Below are 13816 nucleotides of genomic sequence, written 5' to 3'. Positions count from 1 at the left end.
ACAATGCCATCGCACGGAGACCGATTCGCACCGACACGGCGACACCCCAGCTCCGATGAGTATCGTTTTCTGCGATGAGCTCCGACGGCAAATGGACCACCGGCGACATACCTGACCAGAGCGGCCGCGTTGCGGTCGTCACCGGCGCGAACACCGGCCTCGGCTATCACGCCGCCGCCGCGTTGGCCCAGGCCGGCGCCCACGTCGTGCTGGCCGTGCGCAATCTGGAGAAGGGCAATCTGGCACTGGCGAAGATCAGCGCCGCCCACCCCAGCGCCGACGTCACGTTGCAGGAACTCGACCTCACCTCGCTGGCGTCGGTGCGCGCCGCCGCAACCAAGCTGCGCAAGGCTTACCCGCGCATCGATCTGTTGGTCAACAACGCCGGGGTGATGTGGACACCGAAGGAACTCACCGCCGACGGGTTCGAATTGCAGTTCGGCACAAACCATCTCGGCCACTTCGCGTTGACCGGACTGCTGTTGGACACCCTGCTCCCGGTCCGCGGGTCGCGGGTGGTGACCGTCAGCAGCATGGGCCATCGGTTTCGCGCCGCGATCCACTTCGACGACCTGCAGTGGGAGCACGGCTACGACCGGTTCGCCGCGTACGGCCAGTCCAAGTTGGCCAATCTGCTGTTCACCTACGAGTTGCAGCGCCGGCTGGCCGGCAAGAACACCGTCGCCGTCGCCGCGCACCCCGGGTCGTCCAGCACCGAACTGGGCCGCAATGCGCCGACGTTGATCAAGCCGCTGTTCGCGCTGGCGGGTCCGCTGCTGTTCCAGGGTGCGGCGATGGGCAGCCTGCCGACGCTGCGCGCCGCCACCGACCCCGGCGTCGAGGGCGGCCAGTACTACGGCCCCGACGGCCTGGGCGAGCAGCGCGGCCACCCCAAGGTGGTCTCGTCCAGCGCCCAGTCGCACGACGAGGACCTGCAGCGCAGGCTGTGGTCGGTGTCCGAGGAGTTGACCGGCGTCACGTATCCGGTCTGAGGTCGGCCCCGGCTCCGTAAGATGTCCGCGTGGCACGACGTCCTCGCTCGACCGCCGACAACCCGACGATCAGCCCGCAGCATGTGGTGTCGCTGCTCCGGCAGACCGTTCCACCCGTGCATCCCGCGGGCCTGCCGTTCATTTCCGCTGGCCTCGGCCTGGCGCTGGTCGGCCGCCGCTCGCGCTGGTTGCGCCGCGTGGGCCTGCTGGCCGCCGGCGCCTGTGCGGGCTTCTTCCGGCACCCGCCGCGGGTGCCACCCACCCGGCCGGGCGTGGTCGTCGCGCCGGCCGACGGCCAGGTCTGCCTGATCGAGTCGGCCGCGCCACCGCCCGAGCTGGAGATGGGCGAGGCGGAACTCACCCGGGTCAGCATCTTCCTGTCGGTATTCGATGCCCACGTGCAGCGCGCCCCGGTCGGCGGCGAGGTGATCGCCGTGCAGCACCGGCCCGGCCTGTTCGGCTCGGCCGATCTGCCCGACGCCAGCGAGAGCAACGAGCGCAACAGCGTCTGGATCCGCACCGAAGACGGGGTGGACGTCGTGGCCGTACAGATCGCCGGCCTGGTGGCCCGCCGCATCGTCTGCAACGCCAACGTCGGCGACAAGCTGTCGATCGGTGACACCTACGGGTTGATCCGCTTCGGTTCCCGGCTCGACACCTACCTTCCGGCCGGCGCACGGGTATCGGTCAGCCTCGGGCAGCGCGCGGTTGCCGGCGAGACGGTGCTGGCCGAGTTGCCGTGATCACTCCCAAGCCGGTGAAGCCCCGCAACCGACGGGTTGCGCCGCTGCGCATCCTGCCCAGCTCGATGAGCGTGCTGGCAATCTGCGCCGGGCTGACGTCGATCCGCTTCGCGCTCGAGGGCCAGCCGTACGTGGCGATCGCGCTGATCGCGGCGGCGGCAATCCTCGACGGACTCGACGGGCGCGTGGCCCGTGCCCTGGACGCCGAGTCGCGGATGGGCGAGGAGATCGACTCGCTTGCAGACGCGGTGAACTTCGGAGTGGCCCCCGCGGTCGTGCTCTACGTGACGATGCTGCCCTCGCAACCGGCGGGCTGGGTCGTGGTGATGCTCTACGCCGTATCAATTGTGTTGCGGCTGGCCAGATTCAATGCCCTGCTCGACGATGCCACCCAGCCCGCGTTCACCAAGGAGTTCTTCGTCGGCGTCCCGGCACCGGCGGGTGCGATCTGCGCGCTGGGACCGCTGGCGGCCAAGCTGCAATTCGGTTCGGGATGGTGGACGTCGCCGTGGTTCGTCTGCGCCTGGATCACCGCGTGTTCGATGCTGCTGGTCAGCAGGCTCCCGATGCGCAAGATGCACGCGGTCTCGGTGCCGCCGAATCTGGCCGCGCTGCTGCTGGCCGGGCTCACCATCGTCGCGGCCGCCGCGCTGCTGTTCCCCTACATCCTGATCATGGTGATCATCGCCGCTTATCTCTGCTACATCCCGTTCTCGGTGCGCAGCCACCATTGGCTGGCCGCGCATCCCGAGGCGTGGGGCGAGAAGCCCAAGCAGCGACGAGCCACCCGGCGTGCGATCCGCCGGGCCCAGCCCAACCGCCGGTCGGTGGCGCGGCTCGGGCTGCGCAGGCCGACCGGTCGGTCATGACGTCACCGGCTCGGCTGACCCTGACGGCCCGGCTGAACACCTCGGCCGTCGACTCTCGCCGTGGCGTCGTCCGCCTGCACCCCAATGCCATTGCAGCCCTCGGCATTCGAGAGTGGGACGCGGTATCGATCACCGGCGCCCGAACCACGACGGCGGTGGCCGGGATGGCCGGTCCGACGACACCGGTCGGCACCGTGCTGCTCGATGACGTGACGTTGTCCAACGCGGGCCTCAGCGAGGACACCGCGGTGATCGTCGACGCCGCCACCGTGTACGGCGCGCGATCCGTGACGCTGAGCGGCTCGACACTGACCACCCAGTCGCTGCCGTCGGCAACGCTGCGACAAGCGTTGCTGGGCAAGGTCTTGACGGTCGGCGACGCGGTCTCGTTGCTACCGCGCGACCTGGGGCCGGGCACCTCGACGTCGGCCGCCACCCGGGCATTGGCCTCCGCGGTGGGCATCAGCTGGACCTCGGAGCTGTTGACGGTGACCGGTGTAGACCCTGCCGGCCCGGTGAGCGTGCAGCCGAATTCGCTCGTCACGTGGGGCAACGGGGTAGCCGCCGAACCCGTTGCCGCGCCGGTGGTTTCGGAGTCGCCGAAAATCACCGTGCACGACCTCAAGGGTGTCGACGCACAAGCGGCCAAGCTGACCGAATGGCTCAAGCTCGCACTCGACGAACCGCACCTGCTGCAAACCCTGGGCGCCACCACCAATCTCGGCGTGTTGGTGACGGGACCCGCCGGAGTCGGTAAGACGACGCTGGTGCGCGCCGTCTGCGCTGGGCGCCGACTGGTCGAGCTGGACAGCCCTGAGGTCGGCGCGCTGGCCGCTGACGACCGCTTACAGCGCGTCACCGCGGCGGTGCAGAAAGTGGTCGACGGCGGCGGAGTACTACTGATCGCCGACATCGACGCGTTGCTGCCCGCCACCGCCGAACCGGTGGCGGCGCTGATCCTCGGGGAACTCCGCAAAGCTGTTGCCGCCCCGTCGGTCGCGGTGATCGTCACCTCGTCGGTCCCGGAGAACCTCGATCCGCGGCTGCGCTCCCCCGAGATCTGCGACCGCGAACTCGTGCTGAGCCTGCCCGATGCGCCGACCCGCACCGCGCTGCTGCAAAGCCTGTTGAAGTCGGTGCCCATCGACGATCTCGATTTCGGTGAAATATCCGACCGTACACCGGGTTTCGTCGTCGCGGACCTTGCCGCCCTGGTGCGCGAGGCCGCATTGCGCGCCGCGGCACGGGCCAGCGCCGACGGCAGCGCGCCGAAGCTGACGCAGGACGATCTGGTCGGCGCGCTGAGCGTGATCCGGCCGCTGTCCCGGTCGGCCGCGATGGAGGTCTCGGTCGGCTCGGTGACCCTCGACGACGTCGGCGACATGGTCGAGACCAAGCAGGCCCTGACCGAGGCGGTGCTGTGGCCGTTGCAGCATCCCGACACCTTCGCGCGCCTCGGCGTGCAGCCGCCACGCGGCGTGCTGCTGTACGGGCCGCCGGGCTGTGGCAAGACCTTCATCGTCCGCGCCCTGGCCAGCACCGGGCGGCTGTCGGTGCACGCCGTCAAAGGCTCTGAGCTGATGGATAAATGGGTCGGCTCGTCGGAGAAGGCCGTGCGCGAATTATTCGGCCGAGCACGGGATTCCGCGCCGTCGCTGGTATTTCTCGACGAAATCGACGCGTTGACGCCCCGCCGCGGTCAGAGCTTCGACTCGGGCGTCACCGACCGGGTGGTAGCGGCGCTGCTCACCGAACTCGACGGCATCGAGCCGATGAACGATGTCGTGGTGGTCGGTGCCACCAACCGGCCCGACCTGATCGATCCGGGCCTGCTGCGGCCCGGCCGGCTTGAGAAGCTGGTGTTCGTCGAACCACCCGATGCTCAAGCGCGCGTGGATATTCTGCGTGCGGCGGGCAAGTCCATCCCGCTGCACGACGTGGATCTCGAGGCACTGGCCGCCGACCTGGACGGCTACAGCGCCGCCGACTGCGTGGCGCTGTTGCGCGAAGCCGCGCTCACCGCGATGCGCCGTTCGGTCGACGCGGCCCAGATCACCGCCGCCGACGTGGCCGAGGCCCGTAAGAACGTGCACCCGTCGCTGGACCCCGCACAACTGGCCAACCTGCGGGCGTTCGCCGCGCAGCGTTAAGCCGCCCGTCGCAGCAGGAAAACCTGCGGATCGATCTCGGAGTCCTTGAGCAGCCGCGTGATTCGCCGAGATTGCTGCTCGGCGACCTGCCAGGCCTCCTGGTCACCGTACCGTCGCTCGAGCTCGGCCTCCACGGCGTCCACGCGTTGCCGCCAGGACTCTGGCGGCTCCCAGATGTCGCCGACGCTGCGGCACGTCTCGATACGCAGACCGGCACGCTGCACCGACTCGGCGAACAGGTCGCGGGTCGGGAAGAAACTGTCTTCGGGCTCTCCCGGTGGCGACAGTTCCCGGGCCACCAGGACCAGCAACGCGATCGGGCCCGAGGCGCGAACCACGCGGCGCAACTCACACAGCATCTCGACCTGTTCCTCGGTCGTGCAGAGCACGCCCAAAGCCCATGCCGCATCGAATGTCTCGGCCTCGAAAGGAAGCTTCGCCGCATCGGCCTGGATGGCTTCGAATCCGAACAGCTCCCGCGCGGCGCGGCATCCACCGGCCTGGGGTTCGACGAGAACCGGACGCACGTCGCGTTGTGCCGCCGCGTAGGCGGCGGGTCCACCAACGCCGGCACCGCAGTCCAACAAGGACTCCCCGGCACCGAGCTCGAGATGGTCGAGCAGCCAGTCGAGGACGGCCGGGCTCCCGCTGCCCCGGCAGCCCGCCGGGATGTGGAATTCCCGACCCAGGTCACCGGCGACTTCGGCCGTCCATTCGGCGAGGGTGTCGAATTCGGCAGCGGCCGCGTCGCTCATCCGTTGCGCTCCGCTCGGATTCGCGCCCCTACCTCGGCCTTGATCTCCGCGCCGCGCCGTGTTCCCGATGCCGATGCCAGACCGGACAAATTGACTCCCTCAATCCCGTTGATAGCGAGCAGTTCTCGCGCCTCGGCGACGGCCGCATCGATCCCGGCTTCGATGGGATCGGCAGCATTGACGACCTCATCGACCAACGCCGGCTCCAATTCGAGTCCGGGTAGGCCCTGCAGCACCGCCGCGGACACCACGTCGGTGAACACGGCGACCGCGGCCAGCACCGGCATCCGCAGGCCGGCCTGGCGGGCGTCGTCCATGAACCCGGACAACGCCGATGCCGACGTCACGTGGTTGAGCACCGCCAGGCTCGCGCCGGCGCGCTGCTTCTCGACGAGACGCGCCGCCCTGCCGTGAACGGGCGGGGCGGTAGGTGTTTCGGGAACCGCGGCAACCATGTTCAGCGAGGCAGCGAGGTGCACCAGGCGCGGTCCGTCGAGGTCGAAGGTCTGGGTGACGTCGGGGCGTACGTCATAGCCGCGGCCGTCGCCGGTCACGCAGAACACGGTCGTCGCGCCGGCGAATCTCAGGCCGCGCAACTCCTGTTCCAGGACAACGCGATTGCGGTCGCGACAGGACAAGGTGATCCACGGCGTGACGCCCTCGTCGAGGATCAGTTGGCTCATCAAGGTCGGTGGATAGTCGGGCCGGTTCTGGTGCTCGCCGACAAGCACGGCGTCACAGCTCGGCGCCAGCGTAGCGGCGGTGGCCGCGGCATCCGCGGCATCGAACGGTGTGCAGCTGAAGTCGGTCAGGATAAGCGGTGCGGTCACCGCCGACAGTGACACGGGTGCACCGGTCCACGGCACGACGTCATCGAAAGTACATGGCCCCGAGCGCATTTCGCATTGCCCGTCCGGCTGGACTCCGCCGCACGGACCGAACGTCATGCGCTTGGGGCATTCGAGGTCAATGCGGGTCAACTACCCCGATCCGGCCTCCCGGAAACACCGTCGAAGCTCGTCAGCAGTGCTCGCGCGGCCGCGGCGACGTCGGTTTCCAACCAATCCGGGATGGGCGTGGTGTTGGCGTGGCGCCGCACGACGGCGTACGGCAGGTCGACGATCGCCCGCGCGACGGCGTCGGTGCAGCGCGGATCGGTGCTGCCGTACAACTCGCGCGCGAAGCCGTTCAGCCGATCGATCAGCGGCGCATTCTGGTCCGCGAGCGTCTGCTGGAGATCGTGCTCGTCGTCGAGCAGATCGCCGGGTCGCAGCGCCACCAGCAGTCGGGCGTCATCGGGAACCGCACGCATGAATTCGATTGCGGCGACGGCGGTTGCGACCGCCGATTCGAGAGCGGTAGCGGCCGTCGCGGCGAGCGCACGATCCTGGAACCGTATGAGGGCTCGCAGCCAGGCCGCGGCCAGGATCCCGTCGCGGTTGGTGAACCGGTGGTACAGCGTGCCGGCGGGCGCCCCGCTGGCCTTGGCGATCGCGCCGACGCTGGCGGCCCGCGGCCCGTCGGTCAACACCAGCGTTCGTGCTGCGTCCAGGATCACATCGGTTTGATGCTTCCGCGGAGGTGCCATGATCTAGTACGATCCTTCTATATGGAACGATTACCCTATATCGACGAGCATGCCATATCCGTCGCTGCCGACCTGTCCGAGACATGGCCCGCGGTGCTGCGAACCATCTGCCGCGACCCACGCGATCCCGCAACCGTCCCCGTCGGCTTCGTCGTGGACGAAGCACGCCCGCCCGAACGCCTGGCACTGAAGGGCCGACACCTCTTCGCCCGATACCTCTGGGTGTTCGAGCTGGATGCCGAGGGCCCGCATCGCACCCGCGTCCGCTCCGCAACGTGGGCCCAGTTCCCCGGCCTGCACGGTAAGGCCTACCGAGCGCTGGTCATCGGCACCGGCGCACACCGCATGGTCGTGCGGGCAACGCTGAAGCGCATTGCATCCCGCGCCCGTGCCGGCCGGGCCGACATCGGCGACGACGCCGCCGACTACGTGGACGTCTTCGAGGTCCCGCTGGAGCCGACCGATTCGCGCACGGCGGAGCAGTCGTTCCGTGACGCGCTCGGGCGGAGTCCGGGCGCCCTCGGCGCCGCGGTGCTGTGGATCCACCGCCGTGTACTGGGGTTTCGGCTCGGCCCCGTCACCTCCCCCGAGCACGCGATCGGTTGGGCGATCGTGCGCTCTGACCCCGACGAGATCGTGCTGGCGGCCGACGGTCCCCTGCTGCACGGCGAACTCGACCTACGACGTCGCGGCGGCCGTGCCGTGCTGACTACCCGCCTGCACTATCGGCACCGAGTCGGCGCCCGTGCGGTATGGATCCTGGTCGGGCCGTTGCACAGGTTGATAGCACCGCAGCTGATGAGACGCGCTGCCCGCGTTGGGGTTTAGAGCGGCTTCCAGTCCGTCGACAGCCTGGCGCCGAATCGCGGCTCGCGGCGCTCCAGGAAGGCGTCGACGCCTTCGCGGGCGTCGTCGGTGCCCATCACCCGGTGGTGCAGCTTGGTCTCCAGCGATGCGACCTGCCGCGGGGTGTAGCCGTTGATCGCGGTGTCCCACAGCAGGCGCTTGGACAGCGCCGCGGACATCGGCGCGACGTTGGTCGCGATGTCCCGGGCAATGTCGATCGCGTGGTCGAGGACGTCGTCGGCGGGCAGCGTGCGGTTCGCGATGCCCCATGCGGCGGCCTCGGCACCGGAGAACGTTCGGCCGGTGAGCAGCACCTCCGCGGCCACGCCAAGGTTGGTCAGGTGGGCCAGCGTCCAATGCGCCATGCAATCGGGTAGCACGCCCCGACGCACCTGCACCACACCGTATTTCGCGTCCTCGGCGACGACCCGCATATCGGCCTGCAGCGCGATCGTCAGGCCGATGCCGATGGCGTGGCCATTGACGGCGGCGATCACCGGCTTGCGCAACTCGAACGCGGGCGGGTCGATCGGCGACGCGGTGAAGCCCTTGCCCGGGGCATCGAACGGCGACGCGCCGGCGAAGTCCGCACCCGCGCAGAAGGCCCGGCCCGCGCCGGTGAGCACGATGGCGCGCACTCCATCGTCCTCGTCGCAGTCCCGGTACGCCTGACTCAGCGATGCGCCCATCGCGGCGGTGTAGGCGTTGAGATGCTCGGGCCGATTCAGGGTCAGCACGGCTACCCCTGCGTCGATGTCCACAACCACCTCGGTGCTCATCGCGTCGAAGTACACCACGCGCCCTTCCGCTCAGCGGCGAGATGGGAATTTCACTAGCCTGGTGCTGTCCGACAATGCCGTCGCTCCCTTCAGTACTGCCGCGAAAACGAGATGGGCAATGGCCATGGCACGGACCGACAACGACAGCTGGGACATCACCGAAAGCGTCGGCGCGACGGCACTGGGCGTGGCGATGGCCCGTGCCGCTGAATCCGACTGCGGCTGTCCGCTGTTCATCGACCGGTATGCGCAGTTGTTCGTCGACGCCGCGGTCGCGCGGGGGTGGGATCCCTCGGACGTCGGCAGGCATTTGCCGTTGGTCCAGAACTACGCCGCCGCACGCACCAAGTGGTTCGACGAGTACTTCATCGCCGCCGGCGCCAACGGCATCGACCAGGCGGTGATTCTCGCCGCGGGACTGGACGCCCGCGCCTGGCGGCTGCCCTGGGTGTCGGGCACCGTCGTCTACGAGATCGACCAGCCCCAGGTGCTGGCCTTCAAAGCCGAGACACTCGGGGCGCACAAGGCGCACCCCGCGTGCGGCTATCGGGCGGTGCCGATCGACCTGCGCGCCGATTGGCCGACCGCGTTGCAAGAAGCCGGTTTCGACCCGTCGACGCCCACCGCCTGGTCGGCCGAAGGCCTACTCCCCTATCTACCGCCCGTCGCTCAGGACCTGCTGTTCGAGCGGATTCTCAAACTCAGCGCCCCCGGAAGCCGTATTGCGGCAGAAGCGTTGAGCCCGAACGCATTCGATGCCGATTACCTCGAGCGGGGCCGCCAGGCCCTGGGCGACGGCGGGCAGGACCTCACCGATTTGTTGTTCAAGGATGACCGCGCCGACATCCGGCAGTGGCTGACCGACCGCGACTGGGCCGTCACCGAGGTCGCGGCGTTGGATCTGATGCGCCGTTTCGATCGGATGCCGGCGGAGGCCCTCGCCGATGTGGCGCCGCGCAGTGTCTTCGTCGAAGGCCGACTCCACGCGGTGGCGCCGCTGCGCTACTGCGAGAGCTGAAACTCGATCACCGCGGCCACGGATTCGACCGCCTCGGTCAGCGCCGTCAACCGGGTGTGCGCCGACGGCGCCGACAGCACCGAATAGCGGTCGGCCGGCCCGATTGGGATGCGAGATGCCAACGCGTACAAGCGTTCTCCCGCATCAGAGAAATCCACGCTGGAGCCGAGCACCTCGACACGGTCCGGCAGGGGCAAGTCGCGGGCCTCGGCAATCCGCTCGAACAACCCCATCATCCGATCCTCGAGTTCTTCGATCTGACCCGCACTCACCGACTCCCCCGGCTCGTCGGGCCACTCCTCGACGACGGCCCGCGGGTAAGGGTCGTCGGGCAGCCACTCGCACACCTTGATCCGCTCGGCCGTGGCACATTTCAGCTTGAACAGGCCCGAGCCGCCGATGTCGACGCATTCGGTGATCCTGGCGACGGTCCCGACGTCGCAGCGCATGTCACCGCCGCCGACTTCGCGGCCCTGCGAAATCAGAACCGTCCCGAACCGGGGGTTGTTGTCCTGCAGGCAATCTCGCACCATCTCGGCATACCGCGGCTCGAAGATCTGCAGTGGCAGATCCTCGCCGGGCAGGAATGCCGACTGCAGCGGAAACATGGCCAGACGACCGAATTCGGCTGTGGACTCCATCAGATCTCCAACTCCTCGACCAGCGAATCGACGACCGCGATCAGATCGCCTTCGTGTTCCTCGGAGACGCGCCGCTGGCGTTGGTAGGACGCACCACGCCGCGGGATGTCGGCGACCGCCCGCAACTCGTCGGCGCAATCCAGCGATGCGGCAACGGGTTCCAGTCGGGTGAGCAGATCGTCGAGGTCCTCCGTAACGAGGCGCTCGTTGCTGTCGGCGTCGAGGATGATGATGGCGTCCAACCCGTAGCGGGCCGCGCGCCACTTGTTCTCCTGGTTGTGCCACGGCGGCATCGTCGGCAATGTCTCGCCCGCGTCGAGACGGCGTTCGAGATCCACGACGAGGCAGTGCGTCAGCGCAACCAGCGCACCGAGTTCGCGAATGTTGGACACCCCGTCGCAGACCCGTACCTCGAGCGTGCCGTTGTGCGGCGACGGCCGCACGTCCCAGCGCACCTCGTTGACGTCCTCGATGATCCCGGTTTTCTTCTGGTCGTGCACGAAACCCTCGAACTGGTCCCACTTTTCGAACTGGAACGGCAGGCCGGCGGTAGGAAGCTGCTGGAACATCATCGCGCGGTTACTGGCATAGCCGGTGTCATCACCGACCCACCACGGCGACGACGCGGACAGCGCCAGCAGATGCGGATACCAGTTGAGCAGCGCCGACATCACCGGCATTACCTTGTCCGGTGACGAAACCCCGACGTGCACATGGACTCCCCAGATCAACATCTGGCGGCCCCACCACTGGGTGCGCTTGATCAGCTCGGCATAGCGCGGCGCATCGGTGAGTTGTTGCGTCGACCAACTCGCGAACGGGTGGGTGCCCGCGCCGAACAGCTCCATGCCCTGTTGCCGCACGATCGGATGGACGGCGGCGATGGTGGTCCGAAGATCGTCCATCGCCTGGGCCGTGTTCTCGCAAATACCGGTAACGACCTCGACGGTATTGCGCAGCAATTCCTTGTGTACGCGCGGGTTTTCACCGATTTCGGCGAATACCGCGGTCGCTTCGTTGCTCAGGTCGCGGGTCTGCGCGTCGACGAGAGCGAACTCCCATTCGACGCCAAGTGTCGGGCGGGGTGAGGACGCAAAGTTCACCCTGATAGCGGTACCCCTGTCCGACGAGGAATTAACCGGAGCCGATCACACCGCAGGCGACGCGCTTGCCTGCGTCGCCAGTCGACATGGTCGTCTGGTCGGGCCCGGGCGCGCCGTTGGCCTGGCTGTACCGGTCAGCCGGAATGTTGGCGAAGTTGTCCGAGCCGGCGTGGATGACGATCGCGGTTCCCGCGCCGCTCAGCAGGTCGGCCTTGGTGAAGCCGTCGGTGCTGGTCTGCAGCAATGCGCCACCGTCCTTGCGGACCTGCAGCGAGGTCAGGTCGCCGCCACCGTGCTGCCCGTGGGGCATGAAGTGCCCGCCCGCGGACAGGAAGTCGCCAGGCTCGCCACCGGTCGGGGCCACCGAGTGCGCCTCGCACTTGCCCACCGAGTGGATGTGCACGCCGTGGAAGCCCGGGCTCAGCTGGCCTTCCCCGGTCGTCTCGATGGTGATGGTGACGTAGCCGGGATCGAACTCGAACTTCGCCGTCGCGACCTTGGTGCCGTTGGCGTCGTTGAGCTGCGTGGTCAGGCTGTCCGTGCCGCCCTGCTGCCCGGTTGGCTCCGCGCTCGACGGCGCCGGTGAGCCGGTCCAGATCGAGGGCTGCGTGCCGGGCGTGGTCGCCGGATACTGGGGTGCCTTGCAGCCGCTCATCAGCGCGGCTGTGGCGGCGAGGGGAATCAATGCGGAGGCGGCGGCAGCCGTGCGGCTGCGGGCGGGCTTGAGCATGGGGAGAGCCTATCCCGCTTGTGGTGCGACATCAGCCGACGGCTCGGGCTTGTCGGACCCGCATCGCATAATCGCAAACATGTTCGAACCGCCAGTCGGCACGGTGTCATCTCCTGAGGTGATCGCCCGGTTCGACGAGCTGTTCGAGCGGCGCCATCCCAGCTGCACCGCCGAGTCGTCGGCACTGCTGGACCGCATCGCCACCTCTTGGCGCGACCAGAACCGTGGCGCCGCCGCGGCATTGTCAGCGATCGGTGAACTGTTCGCGTATCGACTGACCCGCTGCTCCGACACCGAGGAGTGGGCGGTCGACACCGAAGCGGCGGTGAGTGCCGAGGTGGCGGCCGCACTGCGAATGAGTCAGGCGCTGGCGGGCAGCCAGCTGCGGTACGCCCGGGCGATGCGCGAGCGCCTGCCCAAGCTCGCCGAGGTCTTCAAGTGCGGTGACATCGACCAGCGGACGTTCGCGACGGTCGTCTATCGCACCGACCTGATCGACGACAGCGGTGTCCTCGCGACAGTCGACGGGCAGCTGGCGCTGAGCGCGGTGCGCTGGCCCTCGATGACGCGGGGGCAGCTTGCCGGACAGATCGACAAGATCGTCGCCAAGGCCGATGCGGACGCGGTGCGCCGGCGCAAGGAACGACGGGACGGTCGCGAGGTCTGGTTCGCCGATCACGGCGACGGCCTGTCACAGATTCACGGCAGCATGCTGACACCCGAGGCGAACGCGTTGGACAAGCGGCTCACCGCGCTGGCCGGCACGGTCTGCGCGCAGGACCCTCGCACTCGCGAGCAGCGGCGTGCCGACGCGCTGGGCGCCCTCGCGACGGGTACCGACCGGCTGAGCTGCCGCTGCGGACGCCCCGATTGTGAGGCCGAAACACGCCCTGCCGCAACGTCTGTGGTGATCCATGTGATCGCCGAAGAGTCGATGGCATCCGAGGTACGCGCCGACGGGCTCGTCGGGCCGGAGCTCATCGCGGAATTGGCCGGCCAGGCCAAACTGGTGCCACTGGTCCACCCCGCCGACGCTCCGCCCGAGCCCGGCTATGTGCCGTCGAAAGCTCTGGCCGATTTCGTGCGGTGCCGCGACCTGACGTGCCGGTGGCCCGGTTGCGACCATCCGGCGTTCAACTGCGACATCGACCACACCGTGCCCTACGGCGACGGCGGCCCGACTCATGCGTCGAACCTCAAGTGCTACTGCCGAACTCATCACCTCGCGAAGACTTTCTGGGGATGGCGCGATCGGCAATTGCCCGACGGCACAGTCATTCTCGAATCGCCCGCCGGCAAGACCTATGTCACGACCCCCGGTAGCGCATGGCTGTTCCCTGGCTTGTGCTCGCCCACCGGCGACCTGCCACCCGCACCGCGCGTCGAGCGATGCGCCGACCGAAACGCGATGATGCCCCGACGCCGTCGCACCCGTGATCAGGACCGCGGGCTGCGAGTTAGTGCCGAGCGACAGCGAAACCACAACGCTCGCATTGCTCGCCGCGCGAAGTCGATGAGTCGTCTCGGGCCGGCCCCGCCCGGTCACGACGATCCGCCACCCTTCTAACGCCGCGTCGTCAGCCGTTCACCTGCGCAACTCAT

14 protein-coding genes are annotated in these 13816 nt (G+C 68.4%); 7 read left to right on the top strand and 7 right to left on the bottom strand.

What is annotated here, in order from left to right; genetic code table 11:
* The first annotated feature begins 74 nt into the window (after positions 1-74).
* The 4 genes from PT015_RS20750 to PT015_RS20735 all read left to right on the top strand — a co-directional run bounded on the left by PT015_RS20750 (position 75) and on the right by PT015_RS20735 (position 4754).
* On the top strand, positions 75-992 hold the full coding sequence (locus tag PT015_RS20750) for an SDR family NAD(P)-dependent oxidoreductase (protein WP_285186924.1): 918 nt from the start codon (positions 75-77) through the stop codon (positions 990-992).
* 29 nt (positions 993-1021) lie between these two features.
* Entirely contained in the window at positions 1022-1735 is a 714-nt protein-coding gene (locus PT015_RS20745; RefSeq protein ID WP_285186923.1) for a phosphatidylserine decarboxylase, read from the top strand.
* A gap of 65 nt (positions 1736-1800) precedes the next feature.
* Positions 1801-2604, top strand: a complete 804-nt coding sequence (locus PT015_RS20740; RefSeq protein WP_285191213.1) for a CDP-alcohol phosphatidyltransferase family protein — start codon at positions 1801-1803, stop codon at positions 2602-2604.
* Positions 2601-4754, top strand: coding sequence for an AAA family ATPase (locus PT015_RS20735; RefSeq protein ID WP_285186922.1), 2154 nt, complete (start codon positions 2601-2603; stop codon positions 4752-4754). Before PT015_RS20740 ends, PT015_RS20735 begins: the two co-directional genes overlap by 4 nt.
* On the opposite strand, the gene PT015_RS20730 is transcribed toward PT015_RS20735, so the two are convergent.
* The 3 genes from PT015_RS20730 to PT015_RS20720 are packed head-to-tail and all read right to left on the bottom strand — an operon-like array spanning position 4751 to position 7097.
* A complete protein-coding gene (locus tag PT015_RS20730) occupies positions 4751-5509 on the bottom strand; it encodes a class I SAM-dependent methyltransferase (RefSeq protein WP_285186921.1) in 759 nt (252 codons plus the stop codon). The two genes, PT015_RS20735 and PT015_RS20730, sit on opposite strands and share 4 nt — an antisense overlap.
* A complete protein-coding gene (locus PT015_RS20725; RefSeq protein ID WP_285186919.1) occupies positions 5506-6456 on the bottom strand; it encodes a methylenetetrahydrofolate reductase in 951 nt (316 codons plus the stop codon). The genes PT015_RS20730 and PT015_RS20725 overlap by 4 nt, the downstream gene beginning before the upstream one ends.
* 29 nt (positions 6457-6485) lie before the next feature.
* Positions 6486-7097 carry a TetR/AcrR family transcriptional regulator gene (locus PT015_RS20720; RefSeq protein ID WP_285186918.1) on the bottom strand — a complete coding sequence of 204 codons (612 nt, stop codon included), beginning with the start codon at positions 7095-7097 and terminating at the stop codon, positions 6486-6488.
* A gap of 21 nt (positions 7098-7118) precedes the next feature.
* Between PT015_RS20720 and PT015_RS24765 the strand changes: the two genes are divergently transcribed.
* The gene (locus PT015_RS24765) at positions 7119-7925 is read left to right on the top strand and encodes a DUF2867 domain-containing protein (RefSeq protein WP_285186916.1); all 807 of its coding nucleotides are present in this window, start codon (positions 7119-7121) and stop codon (positions 7923-7925) included.
* Here PT015_RS24765 and PT015_RS20710 read toward each other — a convergent pair.
* Positions 7922-8722 (bottom strand): enoyl-CoA hydratase/isomerase family protein, encoded by an 801-nt coding sequence (locus PT015_RS20710; RefSeq protein ID WP_285191211.1) that lies wholly within the window; start codon positions 8720-8722, stop codon positions 7922-7924. The genes PT015_RS24765 and PT015_RS20710 overlap by 4 nt on opposite strands.
* 124 nt (positions 8723-8846) lie before the next feature.
* On the opposite strand from PT015_RS20710, the gene PT015_RS20705 reads away from it, so the two are divergent.
* The gene (locus tag PT015_RS20705) at positions 8847-9740 is read left to right on the top strand and encodes an SAM-dependent methyltransferase (RefSeq protein WP_285186915.1); all 894 of its coding nucleotides are present in this window, start codon (positions 8847-8849) and stop codon (positions 9738-9740) included.
* On the opposite strand, the gene PT015_RS20700 is transcribed toward PT015_RS20705, so the two are convergent.
* Genes PT015_RS20700 through sodC form a run of 3 tightly spaced genes read right to left on the bottom strand, consistent with a single transcriptional unit; the run spans position 9725 to position 12214 of the window.
* The gene (locus PT015_RS20700) at positions 9725-10381 is read right to left on the bottom strand and encodes an LON peptidase substrate-binding domain-containing protein (RefSeq protein WP_285186914.1); all 657 of its coding nucleotides are present in this window, start codon (positions 10379-10381) and stop codon (positions 9725-9727) included. The genes PT015_RS20705 and PT015_RS20700 overlap by 16 nt on opposite strands.
* On the bottom strand, positions 10381-11490 hold the full coding sequence (locus PT015_RS20695; protein ID WP_285191209.1) for a glutamate--cysteine ligase: 1110 nt from the start codon (positions 11488-11490) through the stop codon (positions 10381-10383). The genes PT015_RS20700 and PT015_RS20695 overlap by 1 nt, the downstream gene beginning before the upstream one ends.
* A 25-nt stretch (positions 11491-11515) precedes the next feature.
* Positions 11516-12214 carry a superoxide dismutase[Cu-Zn] gene (sodC, locus tag PT015_RS20690; protein WP_285186913.1) on the bottom strand — a complete coding sequence of 233 codons (699 nt, stop codon included), beginning with the start codon at positions 12212-12214 and terminating at the stop codon, positions 11516-11518.
* 79 nt (positions 12215-12293) lie between these two features.
* On the opposite strand from sodC, the gene PT015_RS20685 reads away from it, so the two are divergent.
* Positions 12294-13781, top strand: a complete 1488-nt coding sequence (locus tag PT015_RS20685) for an HNH endonuclease signature motif containing protein (RefSeq protein WP_285186912.1) — start codon at positions 12294-12296, stop codon at positions 13779-13781.
* The last annotated feature ends 35 nt before the right edge of the window (positions 13782-13816 follow it).

It is taken from the genome of Candidatus Mycobacterium wuenschmannii (genome assembly GCF_030252325.1).
Lineage (GTDB): Bacteria > Actinomycetota > Actinomycetes > Mycobacteriales > Mycobacteriaceae > Mycobacterium > Mycobacterium wuenschmannii.
Note: the sequence above shows the minus strand (reverse complement) of the source record. Positions and strands in the feature narration are given on the sequence as shown.

What these genes read in the sequence shown, in the direction of transcription:
- PT015_RS20725 (WP_285186919.1), bottom strand. Translation starts at nt 6,456, where the DNA reads ATGACGTTCGGTCCGTGCGGCGGAGTCCAGCCGGACGGGCAATGCGAA.
- PT015_RS20700 (WP_285186914.1), bottom strand. Translation starts at nt 10,381, where the DNA reads ATGGAGTCCACAGCCGAATTCGGTCGTCTGGCCATGTTTCCGCTGCAG.
- PT015_RS20740 (WP_285191213.1), top strand. Translation starts at nt 1,801, where the DNA reads ATGAGCGTGCTGGCAATCTGCGCCGGGCTGACGTCGATCCGCTTCGCG.
- PT015_RS24765 (WP_285186916.1), top strand. Translation starts at nt 7,119, where the DNA reads ATGGAACGATTACCCTATATCGACGAGCATGCCATATCCGTCGCTGCC.
- PT015_RS20730 (WP_285186921.1), bottom strand. Translation starts at nt 5,509, where the DNA reads ATGAGCGACGCGGCCGCTGCCGAATTCGACACCCTCGCCGAATGGACG.
- PT015_RS20685 (WP_285186912.1), top strand. Translation starts at nt 12,294, where the DNA reads ATGTTCGAACCGCCAGTCGGCACGGTGTCATCTCCTGAGGTGATCGCC.
- sodC (WP_285186913.1), bottom strand. Translation starts at nt 12,214, where the DNA reads ATGCTCAAGCCCGCCCGCAGCCGCACGGCTGCCGCCGCCTCCGCATTG.
- PT015_RS20720 (WP_285186918.1), bottom strand. Translation starts at nt 7,097, where the DNA reads ATGGCACCTCCGCGGAAGCATCAAACCGATGTGATCCTGGACGCAGCA.
- PT015_RS20705 (WP_285186915.1), top strand. Translation starts at nt 8,847, where the DNA reads ATGGCACGGACCGACAACGACAGCTGGGACATCACCGAAAGCGTCGGC.
- PT015_RS20750 (WP_285186924.1), top strand. Translation starts at nt 75, where the DNA reads ATGAGCTCCGACGGCAAATGGACCACCGGCGACATACCTGACCAGAGC.
- PT015_RS20735 (WP_285186922.1), top strand. Translation starts at nt 2,601, where the DNA reads ATGACGTCACCGGCTCGGCTGACCCTGACGGCCCGGCTGAACACCTCG.
- PT015_RS20710 (WP_285191211.1), bottom strand. Translation starts at nt 8,722, where the DNA reads ATGAGCACCGAGGTGGTTGTGGACATCGACGCAGGGGTAGCCGTGCTG.